Source organism: Mesorhizobium sp. M0590 (genome assembly GCF_040320905.1).
Taxonomy (GTDB): Bacteria; Pseudomonadota; Alphaproteobacteria; order Rhizobiales; family Rhizobiaceae; genus Mesorhizobium.
Genome location: NZ_JAMYQN010000001.1, coordinates 529,805 through 544,978, shown reverse-complemented (window position 1 = coordinate 544,978; position 15,174 = coordinate 529,805). Strand labels below are relative to the sequence as shown.

13 protein-coding genes are annotated in these 15,174 nt (G+C 64.4%); 12 read left to right on the top strand and 1 reads right to left on the bottom strand.

What is annotated here, in order from left to right:
- Position 1 precedes the first annotated feature (1 nt).
- Both NKI52_RS02720 and NKI52_RS02715 read left to right on the top strand, forming a co-directional pair.
- Positions 2–949 carry an ABC transporter permease gene (locus tag NKI52_RS02720; RefSeq protein ID WP_023678189.1) on the top strand — a complete coding sequence of 316 codons (948 nt, stop codon included), beginning with the start codon at positions 2–4 and terminating at the stop codon, positions 947–949.
- A gap of 121 nt (positions 950–1,070) precedes the next feature.
- Complete coding sequence (locus NKI52_RS02715; protein ID WP_352696951.1) at positions 1,071–3,140, top strand: 3-hydroxyacyl-CoA dehydrogenase NAD-binding domain-containing protein; 2,070 nt, start codon at positions 1,071–1,073, stop codon at positions 3,138–3,140.
- An 8-nt stretch (positions 3,141–3,148) separates the two neighbouring features.
- Here the strand turns inward: NKI52_RS02715 and NKI52_RS02710 are convergent, their stop codons facing one another.
- Positions 3,149–3,961, bottom strand: coding sequence for a helix-turn-helix domain-containing protein (locus NKI52_RS02710; protein ID WP_292657193.1), 813 nt, complete (start codon positions 3,959–3,961; stop codon positions 3,149–3,151).
- A gap of 114 nt (positions 3,962–4,075) precedes the next feature.
- Between NKI52_RS02710 and NKI52_RS02705 the strand changes: the two genes are divergently transcribed.
- The 10 genes from NKI52_RS02705 to NKI52_RS02660 all read left to right on the top strand — a co-directional run bounded on the left by NKI52_RS02705 (position 4,076) and on the right by NKI52_RS02660 (position 15,167).
- Complete coding sequence (locus NKI52_RS02705; protein WP_352696949.1) at positions 4,076–5,206, top strand: ABC transporter ATP-binding protein; 1,131 nt, start codon at positions 4,076–4,078, stop codon at positions 5,204–5,206.
- Entirely contained in the window at positions 5,187–6,350 is a 1,164-nt protein-coding gene (locus NKI52_RS02700) for an ABC transporter substrate-binding protein (protein ID WP_352696947.1), read from the top strand. Before NKI52_RS02705 ends, NKI52_RS02700 begins: the two co-directional genes overlap by 20 nt.
- 76 nt (positions 6,351–6,426) lie before the next feature.
- Entirely contained in the window at positions 6,427–7,290 is an 864-nt protein-coding gene (locus tag NKI52_RS02695) for an ABC transporter permease (RefSeq protein ID WP_352648122.1), read from the top strand.
- Positions 7,290–8,102, top strand: coding sequence for an ABC transporter permease (locus tag NKI52_RS02690; RefSeq protein ID WP_352574540.1), 813 nt, complete (start codon positions 7,290–7,292; stop codon positions 8,100–8,102). Before NKI52_RS02695 ends, NKI52_RS02690 begins: the two co-directional genes overlap by 1 nt.
- A gap of 11 nt (positions 8,103–8,113) precedes the next feature.
- The gene (locus NKI52_RS02685) at positions 8,114–8,875 is read left to right on the top strand and encodes an SDR family NAD(P)-dependent oxidoreductase (protein ID WP_352574542.1); all 762 of its coding nucleotides are present in this window, start codon (positions 8,114–8,116) and stop codon (positions 8,873–8,875) included.
- 140 nt (positions 8,876–9,015) lie between these two features.
- Entirely contained in the window at positions 9,016–10,221 is a 1,206-nt protein-coding gene (pcaF, locus tag NKI52_RS02680) for a 3-oxoadipyl-CoA thiolase (protein WP_352574544.1), read from the top strand.
- Positions 10,222–10,373: 152 nt separating this feature from the next.
- Positions 10,374–11,405, top strand: a complete 1,032-nt coding sequence (locus tag NKI52_RS02675) for a BMP family protein (RefSeq protein ID WP_352648129.1) — start codon at positions 10,374–10,376, stop codon at positions 11,403–11,405.
- Positions 11,406–11,680: 275 nt separating this feature from the next.
- Entirely contained in the window at positions 11,681–13,171 is a 1,491-nt protein-coding gene (locus tag NKI52_RS02670) for an ABC transporter ATP-binding protein (protein WP_502896697.1), read from the top strand.
- Positions 13,171–14,226 (top strand): ABC transporter permease, encoded by a 1,056-nt coding sequence (locus NKI52_RS02665; protein WP_352470745.1) that lies wholly within the window; start codon positions 13,171–13,173, stop codon positions 14,224–14,226. Before NKI52_RS02670 ends, NKI52_RS02665 begins: the two co-directional genes overlap by 1 nt.
- Positions 14,223–15,167, top strand: coding sequence for an ABC transporter permease (locus NKI52_RS02660; protein ID WP_352696945.1), 945 nt, complete (start codon positions 14,223–14,225; stop codon positions 15,165–15,167). The genes NKI52_RS02665 and NKI52_RS02660 overlap by 4 nt, the downstream gene beginning before the upstream one ends.
- Positions 15,168–15,174 lie beyond the last annotated feature (7 nt).

The following is a 15,174-nucleotide window of genomic DNA, read 5'->3' as shown; positions in this document are numbered from 1 at the left end:
CATGGCTTCGCTGCGGACACTGCTCGCCAGACCCTGGATCTGGTCGTTCTTCGGGGCGCTGCTAGTGTGGCTGGCGACCATCGCCTTCACCGGCGGCTATGGCGGCGGCGGCATGATCACGGCGGCGCTGTCGCTCGCCGTCTTCACGGTCATCGTCGGCGTCGGGCAGATGTTCGTCATCACGCTCGGGCCGGGCAATGTCGACCTGTCGCTGCCGGCCAATATCGGCCTTGCCAGCGCCGTCGCCATGAAGGTCATGGACGGCAATGATGCGATGATCGCGGTCGGCCTGCTGGCAGCGCTTGCCTGCGGCATGGCGATCGGCGCCGTCAACTATCTGCTGATCTGGGCGCTGCGCATTCCGCCGATCATCGCGACGCTGTCGGCCAGCTTCGTCATCCAGTCGGTCGATATCAGCTATGGGCGGGGCCTGCAGATCAAGCCGCCGCCGGGCTTTGCCGATTTCACCAACTGGCAGGTCTTCGGCATCCCGGTGCTGGCGATCCTCACCGTGCTGTTCACCATCGGCGCCGGCATCGTTTTGCAGCGCATGATCTACGGACGCTCGGTGCTGGCGATCGGCCAGAACATCCGCGCTGCCTGGCTGGCCGGCGTCAATGTCGGCCGCACCCGCTTCCTCACCTACACGCTGTCGGGCGCGCTCGGCGGCCTCGACGGCGCACTGCTCGCCGGCTATTTCCGCGGCGCCAATGTCGATATCGGCAATGAGTATCTGCTGGCCTCGATCGCGGTCGTCGTCATCGGCGGCACGTCGGTGGCGGGCGGCAAGGCCAATGTGCCGGGGGTCTGGGGCGCGGCGCTGTTCCTGGTGCTGCTGTTGACCATGCTCAACACATTCGGCGTCAGCGTCGGCGTCCGCCTGGTGCTGACAGGGCTGATCATCGTCGGCGTCATCACCGCCGCCGGTGGGCAGAAGGCGCTGCGCTAAGGCAAGGCCACCCGGCGGCGAGGGGATATCGATCCGGCCCGCAAAACACGTGGTTCCCATCCGCATGCCAGCGCTGTAAATCCCGTCGCGCTATTGGCCAACATCATTGCGTGAGGTTTGCGTGTTCGATTTCGTCAGCACTACAAGGCACGGCAACGTCGCGGTGGTGAGCATCGACAATCCGCCGGTCAACGCGCTGAGCTTCCATGTGCGCGAGCCGCTGATGCAGGCGCTCGTTTCCCTGCGCGACGAGCCGTCGGTCGGAGCAATCGTGATAGCATGCGCCGGGCGGACCTTCGTCGCCGGCGCCGACATCACCGAATTCGGCAGGCCGGCGCGGCAACCGGACCTGGGCGCCCTAGTCGCCATGCTGGAAACCATCGCCAAGCCGACGGTCGCGGCCATTCACGGCACTGCGCTCGGCGGCGGCCTGGAACTGGCGCTCGGCTGCCATTTCCGTGTTGCCGACCGAACGGCAAGGCTCGGCCTGCCGGAAGTCAAGCTCGGCCTGCTGCCCGGCGGCGGCGGCACGGTTCGCCTGCCGCGCTTGGTTGGTCCGCTGAAGGCACTCAACATGATCGTTTCGGGAACGCCGATCGGTGCGGCCGAGGCGCTCGCCGCCGGCCTGGTGGATGCCGTCTTCGATGGCGACCTGACCGCGCAAGCGGTGAGTTTCGCCAACGAAACGGCCGCGAAAGGCGGTCCGTTCACGCCGGTGCGCGACCGCAATGATCGCCTCGACCAGGCCGACTTGCCGGCGTTCGACAAGGAAGCGGCAGTGCTTGCCGGCAAAGCACGCGGCCTCGAGGCGCCGATCGCCTGTGCGCAGTCGGTCCGCAACGCCCTGACGCTGCCCTTCGACGAAGCGCTGGCGGCGGAGCGCGACCTGTTCGTCAAGCTTGTCGCCGGGGACCAATCACGCGCGCAGCGGCATTTGTTCTTCGCTGAACGTGAGGCGGCAAAGATTGCCGGCAAGGACGTCGTCAGGCGCAAGATCGCCCGGGTCGGCGTCATCGGTGCCGGCACGATGGGCGGCGGCATCGCCATGGCGTTCGCCAACGGCGGTCTTCCCGTGACCTTGCTGGAAACAACGCAGGAGGCATTGCAACGCGGGCTGGCGACGATCAACAAGAATTATGCCGTTTCCGTCATCCGCGGCTCGCTGAGCGAAGACGCCAAGCGCCAACGGCTTGGGTTGTTCAAGGGTTCCACCGACTATGCCGATCTTGCCGATTGCGACCTGATCGTCGAGGCCGTGTTCGAGGAGATGGCGGTCAAGAAGGATGTCTTCGGCAGGCTCGATGCCGTGGCCAAACCGGGCGCGATCCTCGCCACCAACACCTCCTATCTCGACGTCAACGAAATCTCCGCTTCGACGTCGCGGCCGCAGGATCTCCTCGGCATGCATTTCTTTTCGCCGGCTAACGTCATGAAGCTTTTGGAAATCGTCCGCGCCGACAAGACTTCGCCCGACGTGCTGGCGACCATCGTCGATCTGGCACGGCGGATCGGCAAGGTGCCGGTCGTTGTCGGCGTCTACCACGGCTTCGTCGGCAACCGCATGCTGGCGGCGCGCGGTGCGGAGCTGGAGACGTTTCTGCTGGAAGGCGCAATGCCGCGCCAGGTCGACCAGGTGTTCACCGATTTCGGCTGGCCGATGGGGCCGTTCGAGATGAGCGATCTCGCCGGCCTCGACATAGGCTGGCGCAACCGCAAGGCGCGTGGCCAGACGGCCGTGATCGCCGATGCGTTGTGCGAACAGGGACATTTCGGCCAGAAGACCGGCAGCGGCTTCTATCGCTACGAAGGCGGTTCGCGCACGCCGCTGCCCGATCCCGATGTCGAGGCGCTGATCCGCAACAAGGCTGCCGAGCGCGGTATTGCACCGCGCGCGATCGGCGCCGAGGAGATCATCGAGCGGACGCTCTATCCGATGATCAACGAGGGCGCCAAAATCCTCAAGGAAAAGATTGCCGCCCGCGCCTCCGATATCGACGTCGTCTGGGTCAACGGCTACGGCTTCCCGGTCGGCAAGGGCGGGCCGATGTTCTGGGCGAGCCTCGAAGGCGTGGACAAGATCATCCGGCGGCTGGATCACTGGCACCAGCAGACCGGCAAGGATGTCTTTCGAGTGGCACCCGGGCTCAGGCAGATGGCCGAAACCGGTTCCTGGGACGGCGCTGCCGGCTGAACTCGGGACTACCGAATCCGTGCGTCCATGATCTCGACAAAACGCGCGAACAGACCCGCCTGCGACTTTATCTTGAGCTTGCGGTAAATGTTGCGGCGATGAACTTTTACGGTTCCCGGCACGATGCGCATCGCCCTGGCAATCGATTCCGTGGAATGGCCCTGAAGCACCAGATCGACAACATGCTGTTCGCGCGGCGTGAGCGAAAGGCTCTTCCAGATGTGAGCACGTTCGAACTCACTGACCGGAGCAATCGCCTCGTCTTGCTTCGTCCCAACCGGTCCGTCAGCCGGAAGGGTAGGCCAGCGCAGCCTGACGAGGCTGATCACCGCAGGCGCCATGTCGCGCAGCAACCTGGCATCGGCGGTTCCGAACGGCCCCGAAGCGCGCAATCGCATTAGCGAGACCACCAGCGCGTCCTTTCCCGGCAGCGGCACGAAAAAGCCGACCTCCTCCGCAAGCCTGGTCTGGCTGTAATAGGAGCGGTAATATTCGCTGGCATAGAAGCGATCCGGCGCCAATTCGCGCATGCGCCAAAAGCCTTCCTTGCGCTCGACTGCCGCATGGTGGAACGGATCGAGCAGATAAGGCCCTTCCTGATAGAGCGCGACGAAGACGTGGCTTTCGGCCGGCGAGAATGTCTCGAACAGCAGCGGCGGGCGTGAGGCGCCGCGATAGCCGAAGATCACGCAATGATCGAAGCTGACATGCTGGCGGAGCCAGGCGACCATCGCCTTGCCGAAAAGCTCGCCGCTCGTCTCCCGCGTCGCTGCGATGAGCGCAGCGAGCCGGCTGTATTCATCGCTGCGTGAAACGCCCAATTCATACCCCTCCAGACGAGAAAATAGATGAAATATACCACCTGGGAGGTATATACTAGCCGCCATTGGCTCTGATAGCGTTTCGAGACCAACCAGCCGCTGGAGCCCGCAGCCTTGACCGCAGTGCCCGACATCGAGTTTCGCGGGGTCACCAAACGCTACGGCAGCGTGATCGCGGTCAGCGGCATCGATCTTACCATCCCGCCGTCTGCCTTTGTCGCGTTGCTCGGGCCGTCCGGCTGCGGCAAGACAACCTGTTTGCGCATGATCGGCGGTTTCGAACAGCCAAGCGAAGGTGTGGTATTCATCCGTGGCCGCGACATGGCCGGCACGCCGCCCTATCGGCGGCCGGTCAACATGGTGTTCCAGCAATATGCGTTGTTTCCGCATCTGGATGTGGCGGACAACGTCGCCTATGGCCTACGCCAGGCGCGGCCGCGCCTGTCGTCGCGGGAGATCAGCCTGAAGGCAGGCGAGGCGCTCGCCATGGTTCGGCTTGCCGGCTATGGACGCCGCAAGATCCATGAGCTTTCCGGCGGCCAGCAGCAGCGTGTCGCCCTGGCGCGGGCGCTGGTCAACAAGCCGGCGGTGCTGCTGCTCGACGAGCCCCTGGCGGCGCTCGACAAGAAGCTGCGCACCGACATGCAGATAGAGCTGCAGAACCTGCAGCGCGAGATCGGCATCACCTTCGTCCTGGTCACCCACGATCAGGAAGAGGCACTGTCGATGAGCGATTTCGTCTGCGTCATGAATGGCGGGCGCATCGTCCAGCTTGGGCAGCCGAGCGAAATCTACGACGAACCCGCCGACCTCTTCGTCGCCGATTTCGTCGGCAAGACCAATCTCTTGAGCGGCAAGGTCGTCGGGCTCTCGGGCAAGCTCGTCGAGGTAGCGCTTGCCGACGGCACCGTCATCGCCGCGCGCAAGCGCACTTCGCTAGCCCAGGGCGAAGCCGTCTCGGTCAGCCTGCGTCCTGAATCCCTAAGTCTCGGCGCGCCCGGAAGCGGCCGGCTGAACGGGCTTGTCCGCAACCGGATCTTTCTCGGTTCCACCGCGGAATATGCAATCGAGGTCCAAGGCATCGGGACACTGCTCGCCAAGGCCGATCATCTGGTTGGCGGTGGAAATCTCTTCAAGCCGGGTGAACCCGTCGCCGTCGGCTTTACAGCCGGAACGCCGCTGGCGTTTCCGGAGAATAACGGGACCAACCAGAGGGAAAACAAAAATGTCGAAATCGTATCGTGACGGACTGCCGATAAGCCCTGAAAAATTCGTCGACCAGTTGATGCGCCTCAAGCGCGGTTCCATCGGCCGCCGCGAGTTCCTTGGCGTCACCGGCCTAGGCATCGCAACGGCAGTAATGGCCCGCGAACTCGGCATCATGCCGTCGCCAGCCTTCGCCCAGGAGGGGCTTGGCGACCGCATGTCGATTGCCACCTGGCCCAATTATCACGACCCGGTGACGTTCGAGAATTTCATGGCCGAAACCGGCGTTGCCGTCGAGGTGAACGTGTTCGGGTCAAACGAGGAGATGCTGGCCAAGCTGCAGGCCGGCGCCTCGGGCTGGAGCCTTTTCGTTCCGACCAACTACACGATCTCGACTTACAAGAAGCTTGGCATCATCGAGGCGCTGGATATGGCCAAGCTTGCCAATTATGACGGCTCGCAAGAAGACCCGCGCTTCACTGGGGAAGGCACGATCGATGGGGTGACCTATGCGGTGCCGAAGAATTGGGGCACCACCGGCTTTGCCGTCAACACCAAGAAACTGACCAAGCCGATGACAAGCTGGAAGGAATTCTGGGACACGGCCATGGCCGAGGGCGACGGCCGGACCATGGTTCATGATTACCAGCTGACCACGATCGGCAACGCGCTGAAATATTTCGGCTTCTCGTTCAACTCGCTGAAGCCGGACGAACTCGCCAAGGCGGAGGAATTGCTGCTGAAGGTCAAGCGGCATCTGTTCGCCGTTTCCAGCGACTATCAGCCGTCGATGCGTGCCGGTGACGCCTGGATGACAATGTGCTGGACCAATGACGGGGCGCAGCTCCACCGCGACATCCCCGAAGTCGCCTACGTGCTTGGCAAGGAAGGCGGCGAGATCTGGACCGACTTCTACGCAATACCCAAGGATGCGCCGAACAAGCCTGCCGGCTATGCCTTGCTCAACTATTTGATGAACCCGAAAGTCGCCGTCAAGGAGCACCTGGCCAACGGTGCGCCTTCCACCGATGCGCGGGTCAATGCGCTGCTGCCCAAGGAGGTGCTGGACAATCCGATCCTCTATCCGGCGGCGGATCTGCTGAAGCCGCTCGAATTCGGTGCGGCTGCGACGCTAACCGATCCGGGCCGGGCCGAATTGATGGCACGCTTCAAGTCGGCTTGAACCGGGCAGGCCACAGGCTCGATGCAGGCAACTCCCCGGCGGACAGATGTCCGCCGGCACCGGGGCGGTTTTTTCAATGCGCAGCAACGTCCTTCGTCACAATCTCCTGACCGCCCTGCTGCTCGGTCCAGCAACGGCGTGGCTGGTGGTGTTTTTAGTTTTGCCGTTCGTGGCGATCGCCGTTTTCAGCGTCGGCGAGCGGGCGCCGGAAGGCGGCTATCAGGCCGCTTTCACCTTGGCGCAGTATGCCAATCTTCCGGCGCGGGCGACCGCCTTCTGGAACACCATGATGCTGGCGCCGGCGGGCGCACTGGCCTGTCTTCTCGTTGCCTATCCGGTCGCCTATTACCTCGCTTTGCGCGCGCCGGAACGGTGGCGGCTGATCCTGCTGGCGCTTGTCGTCATCCCGTTCTGGACCAGCCTGCTGATGCGAACCTATGCCTGGATGTATGTGCTTGGCGGGCGCGGCATCCCAGCTCTGCTGGCCTATGTCGGGCTGGAGGACGTGCGGCTGATCAACACGCCGGGAGCGGTTCTGCTCGGCATCGTCTATGGTTATCTGCCGCTGATGATCCTGCCGATCTATGTCAGCCTCGAGCGGCTCGACCGCCGGTTGCTGGAGGCCTCCGCCGATCTCGGCGCGACGCCGATCTCGACATTCCTCGGCGTGACGCTGCGGCTGTCGCTGCCAGGTGTGATGACCGGCTTCTCGCTGGTCATGATCCTGCTGCTCGGCGAATATCTGATCCCGACGCTACTCGGCGGCGGCAAGGTCTTCTTCATCGGCAACGCGCTGGTCGATCTGTTCCTGCAATCGCGCAACTGGCCATTCGGATCGGCAATCGCCATCACACTTGTGGCGGTTTCAGTGGTCGTGCTGCTTGCCGCGAACCGCATTTCGACCCGGCTTTCGGGTGCCCGCCGGGTGGACCTGATCTGATGCGTGCCTTCGTCGTTGCGGTCTTTGCCTTTCTCTACCTGCCGATCACGCTGGTGGTGCTGTTTTCGTTCAACGCCGGCCACCACGCCAGCGAGTTCACTGGCTTCTCGATGCAATGGTACGGCAAGGCCCTGGCAAACCCGTTCCTGGTCGAAGCGCTGAAGAACAGCCTGTTCATCGCCACGACCAGCGCCTTGCTGGCGGCGCTGTGCGGCACGGCGGCCGCGCTTGGCCTGGCGCGTGTCGGCGCGCGGACGCGAGCCGTCTTCGATGCGCTTTTGGGTGCTGCGATCGTCGTTCCTGGCGTCGTCATCGGCATCTCGACGCTGGTCGCGCTGGTCCAGCTATTCGGGGTGGTCAACCCGTTTGTCGCTTCGCTGTGGCCGAACGACCAGCCACCGCGCCTGGCGCTCGGCTATGGCTCGATCATCGCCGCGCACGGGCTGTTTTCGATGGCGCTGGTGGCGATGATTGTCGGCACGCGCCTCGGCAGCCTCGACCGCAATCTGGTCGAGGCCTCGAGCGATCTTTACGCTACCCCGCTGACGACGTTCCGCAGCATCGTGTTGCCGCAGATCATGCCGGCGGTGATCGCCGGCTTCCTGCTCGCCTTCACATTCTCCTTCGACGATTTCATCGTCGCTTTCTTCGTCGCCGGCGCACAGACGACATTGCCGATCTATGTCTTCGCCTCGATCCGGCGCGGGGTCACGCCGGAGATCAATGCCATCGCGACGATCGTGCTCGTCGCCTCCGTTCTGCTCGTTGTGCTTGCCCAATGGCAACTGCGGCAACGAAAACCATCACACTGAAAGACAAAAACATGATTCTGAGAGATCGCATCGCCGTGGTGACGGGTGCCGGGTCGGGGATCGGGCGTGCCGGCGCCATGATGATGGCCAGGGAAGGCGCGCTCGTGGTGATCGCCGACAGGGACCAGGCGGCGGGGGAAGCAACCGCTTCCGACGTTCGTGCGGCCGGCGGTCGGGCCGAGGCCGTCGCCACCGACGTCGGCGAGGATGCGGCGGTCGAGCAGCTCATTGCGGGAACGCTGGGGCGGCATCGGCGGATCGACATCCTGCACAATCATGCCGGGATCCAGGTCGGCGGCACGCTGACCGAAGTCGGCGCCGACGGCATGGATGCCTCCTGGCGGATCAATGTGCGGGCGCAGTTCCTCGCGGCCAGGCTGGTCATGCCGTCGATGATCGCGCAAGGCGGCGGGGTGATCCTGAATACCGCCTCGAATTCGGGTGTGTTCTACGACCGCGAAATGATCGCCTACGCAACGTCAAAACATGCAGTGGTGGCGATGACCCGGCAGATGTCGCTCGACTATGCCAAACACAATGTCCGCATCAACGCGCTGTGCCCCGGCTGGGTCGATACGCCCTTCAACGAGCCGTTCATCGCGCAGATGGGCGGGCGGGCGGCGATCGAGAACTATGTCCGCACCAAAATTCCCATGCAGCGCTGGGCCAGCGCGGAGGAAATCGCCGAAGCGATCCTGTTCCTCGTCTCCGACCGCTCGTCCTTCATGACCGGTCAGGCGCTGGTGATCGACGGTGGAGAAAGCATCGGCTGATCCGCCGCTCCCGGCGGGCGGCAGCTGAAATTCTCGTTGGCCTAACGGCCGGCAGCGAGATGTGCTTTCGTCTCAAGGAGAATGCGGCCAAGATGGCGGGCCGGGAGCAGAAATCGTCAGTGCAAGAGAGAGGCGGCATAATGGCCGAGGCGTATATCTGCGACTACATCCGCACGCCGATCGGGCGCTTCGGCGGCTCGCTGTCGGCGGTCCGTGCCGACGATCTCGGCGCGATACCTCTGAGGGCGCTGGTCGAGCGTAATCCAGGCATTGATTGGGCTGCTATCGACGATGTCGTCTATGGCTGCGCCAACCAGGCCGGCGAGGACAATCGTAATTTGGCGCGCATGGCGCTGCTGCTGGCCGGCCTGCCCAAGGAGGTTTCGGGCTCGACCGTCAACCGTCTCTGCGGTTCGGGCATGGATGCGGTGATAATTGCTGCCCGCGCCATCAAGGCCGGCGAGGCGGAGCTGATGATATCAGGCGGCGTCGAATCGATGAGCCGCGCTCCGTTCGTGCTGCCGAAGGCAGAGACCGCCTTTTCGCGCAATGCCGAGATTTACGACACCACGATCGGCTGGCGCTTCATCAATCCGCTGATGAAGAAGCAATACGGCGTCGATTCGATGCCGGAGACCGGCGAGAACGTGGCGGAAGAGTTCGCTGTCTCCCGCGCCGACCAGGACGCATTTGCCGTGCGCAGCCAGGACAAGGCTGTAGCCGCACAAGCCAATGGCCGGCTGGCAAAGGAAATCACGCCGGTGACGATCGCGCAGCGCAAGGGCGATCCGGTCGTTGTCGACAGAGATGAGCATCCCCGCGGGGGCACGTCGATCGAAGCGTTGGCCAAGTTGCCGACGCCGTTCCGACAAGGCGGCACGGTTACGGCCGGCAATGCCTCGGGCGTCAATGACGGCGCGGCGGCGCTGATCGTCGCCTCGGAAGCAGCCGCGAAAAGATATGGGCTGACGCCGATCGCCCGTGTTCTGGGCGGTGCCACCGCCGGCGTGGCGCCGCACATCATGGGTATCGGCCCTGTGCCGGCCACGCAAAAGCTGTGTGCCCGGCTCGGCCTGACGCCGCAGCAATTCGACGTCGTCGAGCTCAACGAGGCCTTCGCCTCGCAAGGCATCGCCGTGCTGCGCCAGCTCGGCATTGCCGAGGATGCGGAGCACGTCAACCCGAATGGTGGCGCCATCGCGCTCGGCCATCCGCTCGGCATGTCCGGCGCGCGCATCACCGGCACGGCGGCGCTGGAGCTGCGCGAACGTAGCGCCCGCTATGCACTTGCCACCATGTGCATCGGGGTCGGCCAGGGGATCGCGGTGGCGCTGGAGAGATTGTGAGCAAGCGTCGATTTGCCGGGCCATCTAATGGTGCGTTCCGCCCACTCAAATTTGACCATGTGGACAAAAGCCGGGCACCGCTCCATAGTTCCTTCGCCGATATTCCGGAGAAGAGAGCCGGCTCGACACGGCGCCAATCAGAGGGGCATGCAATGGACAACGGGAAGAGCAGAATCCAATCGAAACGCGAAGGGCTTTCGCGACGCAACGTGCTGGAGCTGGGCGCGCTCGGCCTGGCGGCGGCGATGCTGCCGGGCAGCGCCTTTGCCAAGACCAAGAAGCTGAAAGTGGCGGCGATCTTCGCCACGCCGATCGAGGAGCCGTGGGACAACCAGATCCACGTTGCCCTGCAGAAGGCCGAGAAGGAACTCGGCATCGAATACAAATGGTCGGAGAAGGTGCAGACGGCCGATTTCAGCCGCGTCATGCGCGAATATGCGCAGGGCGGCTATGAGCTGGTGCTGGGCGATGCCTTCGCCGCCGAGCGCGAATCGCGCAGGACCGCCAAGCAGTTCCCGAAGACCGCCTTCCTGTTCGGCTCCGGCGCCGGGCCGGCCGAGCCGAATTTCGGCGTCTTCGACAACTGGATTCACGAGCCGGCCTATCTGTCCGGCATGATCGCCGGAAAGATGTCGAAGTCAGGCACGGTCGGCGCCGTCGCGGCGATGGGCATTCCGGAAGTGAACCGGCTGGTCAACGCTTTCTTTGCCGGCGCCAGGGAGGTCAATCCCGACATCAAGAAGAAGGTCGCCTTCATCGGCTCGTTCTTCGATCCGCCAAAAGCAAAGGAAGCGGCCGTCGCCCAGATCGATGCCGGCGTCGACGTCATCTATGCCGAGCGCTTCGGCGTCATCGAAGCGGCGGCGGAGAAGAAGATCCTCGCCATCTCCAACATGTCGGACCAGTCGAGCCTCGGCCCCGACACCGTGATCACCGGGCCGGTCTGGGACATGTATCCGACCGTCGAGCAGGCGATCAAGCTGGTCAAGGCCGGCGTCTTCACCGCGCAGGATTACGGCGATTTCTCGCGCATGGCCAAGGGCGGCTCCTACCTCGCGCCCTACCACAAGTTCGACAAGACGCTGCCGGCCGAGGTCAAGGAACTGGTCGAGAAGAAGAAGGCAGAGATCCTCGACGGCAATTTCCGCGTCGACGTCGATGAGAATACGCCGGTCTCGGATTAGGGCTCTGTCTTTTGGGGTTGGTGCTTGTCGCACCCCCCCTCTGGCCTGCCGGCCATCTCCCCCTCAAGGGGGGAGATTAGCAGCTTCGCCGACAGCGCCCTCCTCTTCAGCGCTGACGATTTGCGAAAGCCGAAGTGACATCCGATCTCCCCCCTTGAGGGGGAGATGGCCGGCAGGCCAGAGGGGGGTGCAGCGCATTCCCGTCGATCAAAGCTGAATCGTAAAGCCAATTCCGATCGGGAGCACCCTTGTCAACGCCTGCCCCTCTCATCGAAATGCGCGGCATCTCCAAGAGCTTTGGCGCCGTCAAGGCGAACGAGGCCGTCGATCTCAGCGTCGCGCCGGGTGAAATCCTCGGGCTGCTCGGCGAAAACGGCGCCGGCAAGACGACGCTGATGAACGTGCTGTTCGGCGCCTATGCGCCCGATGCCGGCGAGATCCTGGTGCAGGGCCGGTCGGTGGCGATCAACAGTTCGGCCGATGCGCTGGCCGCCGGCATCGGCATGGTGCACCAGCATTTTCATCTCGCACCGCGGCTTTCGGTGCTGGAGAACCTCTTGATCGGCATTCCCGGCAGATCGGGCCGGATCGACCGCGCCGGCGGGCTGGCGCGGCTCGCCGAGATCGGCCGCCAGCACGGGCTGACGCTCGACCCGGACCTCCCCGTCTCGGCGCTGTCGGTCGGCGAGCAACAGCGGCTCGAAATCGTCAAGGCGCTGTTTCGCGGCGCAAGGCTGCTGATCCTCGACGAGCCGACGGCGGTGTTGGCACCAACCGAGGTCGACGGGCTGTTTTCGGCGCTGCGCTCGATGGCGGCACAAGGGCTCGGCATCATCTTCATCTCGCATAAGCTCACCGAGGTGCGGGCGCTGACGCATCGCTGCGTCGTGCTCCGGCATGGGCGCGTTGCCGGCCGCGTCGATGCGCCGGCCAGCACCACGTCCTCGGAGATGGCGCGGCTGATGTGCGGCCACGAGATCGTGCCTCCGGCCAGAGGACCGTCGATGCCCGGTGCGGCCGTGCTGACCCTCGACGGTATCTCGACATTGCATCATTCCGGCATGGCGCTGCGCGATGTTTCGCTGTCGGTTCGTGGCGGCGAGATCCTTGGCATCGCCGGCGTCTCCGGCAATGGCCAGCGCGCGCTTGCCGAGGTCATCTCCGGCGTGCGTGCGCCCGATGCCGGGAAGATGACCATAGCCGGCAAAACGGTTTCGCGGTTCTCGCCGAGCACAGTCCAGGCGCTCGGCCTCGGCCGCATCCCGGAAGACCGCATGACGACCGGGCTGGTCACCAATCTGCCGCTTGCCGATTCGATGGTGCTGCCGCGCATCGGCACGGCGGCGTTCAGCCGCAACGGCCTGCTCAAGCCGGATGCGATCCGCGCCTTCGCCGAGGCGCAGATCAAGGCCTACGATATACGTTGCCCCGGGCCGATGACGCGCGCCGGGGCGCTTTCCGGCGGCAATCTGCAAAAGGCGCTTCTGGCGCGCGAACTCGCTTTCGATCCGAAGGTGCTGATCGTTTCGCAGCCGACTCGCGGCCTCGACATCGGCGCTGCGCGCTTCATCCACGAAAAATTCCTCGACATGCGCGCCAAGGGCTGCGGCATCGTCGTCATCGGCGAGGATCTGGAAGAGTTGCTGATGCTCTCGGATCGTATCGCGGTGATGTATGAGGGCCGCATCGTCGGCACGCTGGACAGCGCCGACGCCAGCATCGCCAGACTCGGGTTGATGATGACCGGCGCGGAGGGCCATGCCTGATGTTCCGTCTCGAGGCCCGCACCTCAACGCCCGCCTGGTTCAATCTGGCGCTGCCGCTGCTCGCAATCGGCGCGACGCTGATCCTGTGCAGCGGCCTCATCGCACTGGCCGGCGCCGGCGTCGTCGAGGCCTATGGCGTGATGTTTTCGGCGTCGCTGGGCGACAGCTACGCCGTCACCGAAACGCTGGTGCGTGCCGCGCCGATGATCTTCACCGGACTGGCCGTGGCGGTCGCCTTCCGCGCCAAATTCTGGAACATCGGCGCCGAAGGGCAATTGCTGGCTGGTGCGGTGGCGAGCTGTGCCGTCGGTGCAATCCCGATGCCGGGGCCGCTCGCCATGCTGCTGATGGCGCTGGCGGGCGCTGCCGCCGGCGCGGCCGTCGCCCTGATCCCCGCCACGCTGCGGGTAAAATTCAGGGTCGATGACGTGGTCAGCTCACTGCTGCTCAACTCGGTCATTTTCTATGCATTGATGGCGCTGATCGAGGGGCCATGGAAGGACAGTTTCAGCGGCTACCCGATCTCGCCGCCGATCGAGGATACGGCCAATTTTCCGGTGCTGCTCGAAGGCACGCGGCTGCATCTCGGCGTCGTCGCGGCGCTGGTCGCCGCACCGGTGATCTGGTTCGTGGTCGCGCGCACGACGCTCGGCTTCCGCATCAGGGTCACCGGCGAAAACCCCGAGGCGGCGCGCTATGGCGGCATCAATGTCGAGCGGGTGCTGATTTCGACGGCGCTGCTGTCTGGCGCATTGGCCGGCCTTGCGGGCGTCGGCGAGGTCGGCGGCGTGCATTTCCAGGTGATGAGCGACATCTCGCCGGGCTATGGCTATTCCGGCATCGTCGTCGCCATGCTGGCGAGGCTCAATCCGCTCGGCGTGGTGCCGGCGGCGATCTTCCTTGCCGCCGTCATGACCGGCGCCGAGGCGATGTCGCGGGCGACCGGCGTTCCGGCCTTCCTCAGCGATGTCATCCAGGGAACTGCGCTGCTCGCCATGCTGGTGGCGCTGCTGTTCACCGCCTATCGCATCCGTCGCGTGGGAATAGCCAAATGAGCGTGGTGCTGGAACAGATCTTCCAGGTCGGCTTCCTTGCCGCGATCATCCGCATCGCCACGCCGCTAGCCTTCGCGACGCTGGGCGAGATGTTCTCCGAGCGCGCCGGGGTGCTCAATCTCGGCATCGAAGGCATCATGCTTTTGTCGGCGATGACCGGCTTCACCGCGGCGAGCCTCAGCGGCAGCCTCTGGCTTGGCGTGCTAGCGGCGGTGCTGACCGGGGCGCTGATGGGCGCCGTGCACGCGCTGTTCACTGTAGCGCTCGGCCTCAGCCAGCATGTCTGCGGCATCGGCGTGACGCTGTTTAGCTCCGGCCTTGCCTATTTCCTCTACCGGCTGATCTTCGGCCAGCAATCGGTACCGCCGAGCATCAAGGGATTCGAGACGCTGCCGATCCCGATCCTGTCCGGCATTCCGGTGCTTGGGCCGGCGGTGTTCAACCAGTTCTCGCTGGTCTACATGGCGATGCTGGCCATACCGCTGGCCGCCTTCGTGCTCTACCGCACGCCTTGGGGCCTGTCGGTGCGCATGGTCGGCGAAAACCCGCGTGCCGCCGATTCTGCCGGCGTCAGCGTCATTGCAACACGCTTCCAGGCGGTGATCCTCGGCGGTGCCTTGATGGGACTGGCCGGTGCCTTCCTGTCGATGGCGCAATTCAACGCCTTCACCTTCGGCGTGGTTTCCGGGCGTGGCTGGGTGGCAATCGCGCTCGTCGTTTTCGGCCGCTGGGATCCGTGGCGATCGGCAGGCGCGGCACTGCTGTTTGCCTTCGTCGACGCCTTGCAGTTGCGCATGCAGGCGAGCGGGCTTGGCCATATCCCCTACGAGGCGTTCCTGATGCTGCCGTTCATCTTCACCATCGTCGCTATGGCGGTGATGTCGCGCAATGCGGTGGCCCCGTCGGCGCTGCTCAAGCCGTTCCGGCGCGAAGAGCGGTAGCGGCGCT

What these genes read in the sequence shown, in the direction of transcription:
- NKI52_RS02660 (WP_352696945.1), top strand. Translation starts at nt 14,223, where the DNA reads ATGAGCGTGGTGCTGGAACAGATCTTCCAGGTCGGCTTCCTTGCCGCG.
- NKI52_RS02670 (WP_502896697.1), top strand. Translation starts at nt 11,681, where the DNA reads ATGCGCGGCATCTCCAAGAGCTTTGGCGCCGTCAAGGCGAACGAGGCC.
- NKI52_RS02690 (WP_352574540.1), top strand. Translation starts at nt 7,290, where the DNA reads ATGCGTGCCTTCGTCGTTGCGGTCTTTGCCTTTCTCTACCTGCCGATC.
- NKI52_RS02700 (WP_352696947.1), top strand. Translation starts at nt 5,187, where the DNA reads ATGTCGAAATCGTATCGTGACGGACTGCCGATAAGCCCTGAAAAATTC.
- NKI52_RS02695 (WP_352648122.1), top strand. Translation starts at nt 6,427, where the DNA reads ATGCGCAGCAACGTCCTTCGTCACAATCTCCTGACCGCCCTGCTGCTC.
- NKI52_RS02720 (WP_023678189.1), top strand. Translation starts at nt 2, where the DNA reads ATGGCTTCGCTGCGGACACTGCTCGCCAGACCCTGGATCTGGTCGTTC.
- NKI52_RS02685 (WP_352574542.1), top strand. Translation starts at nt 8,114, where the DNA reads ATGATTCTGAGAGATCGCATCGCCGTGGTGACGGGTGCCGGGTCGGGG.
- pcaF (WP_352574544.1), top strand. Translation starts at nt 9,016, where the DNA reads ATGGCCGAGGCGTATATCTGCGACTACATCCGCACGCCGATCGGGCGC.
- NKI52_RS02665 (WP_352470745.1), top strand. Translation starts at nt 13,171, where the DNA reads ATGTTCCGTCTCGAGGCCCGCACCTCAACGCCCGCCTGGTTCAATCTG.
- NKI52_RS02675 (WP_352648129.1), top strand. Translation starts at nt 10,374, where the DNA reads ATGGACAACGGGAAGAGCAGAATCCAATCGAAACGCGAAGGGCTTTCG.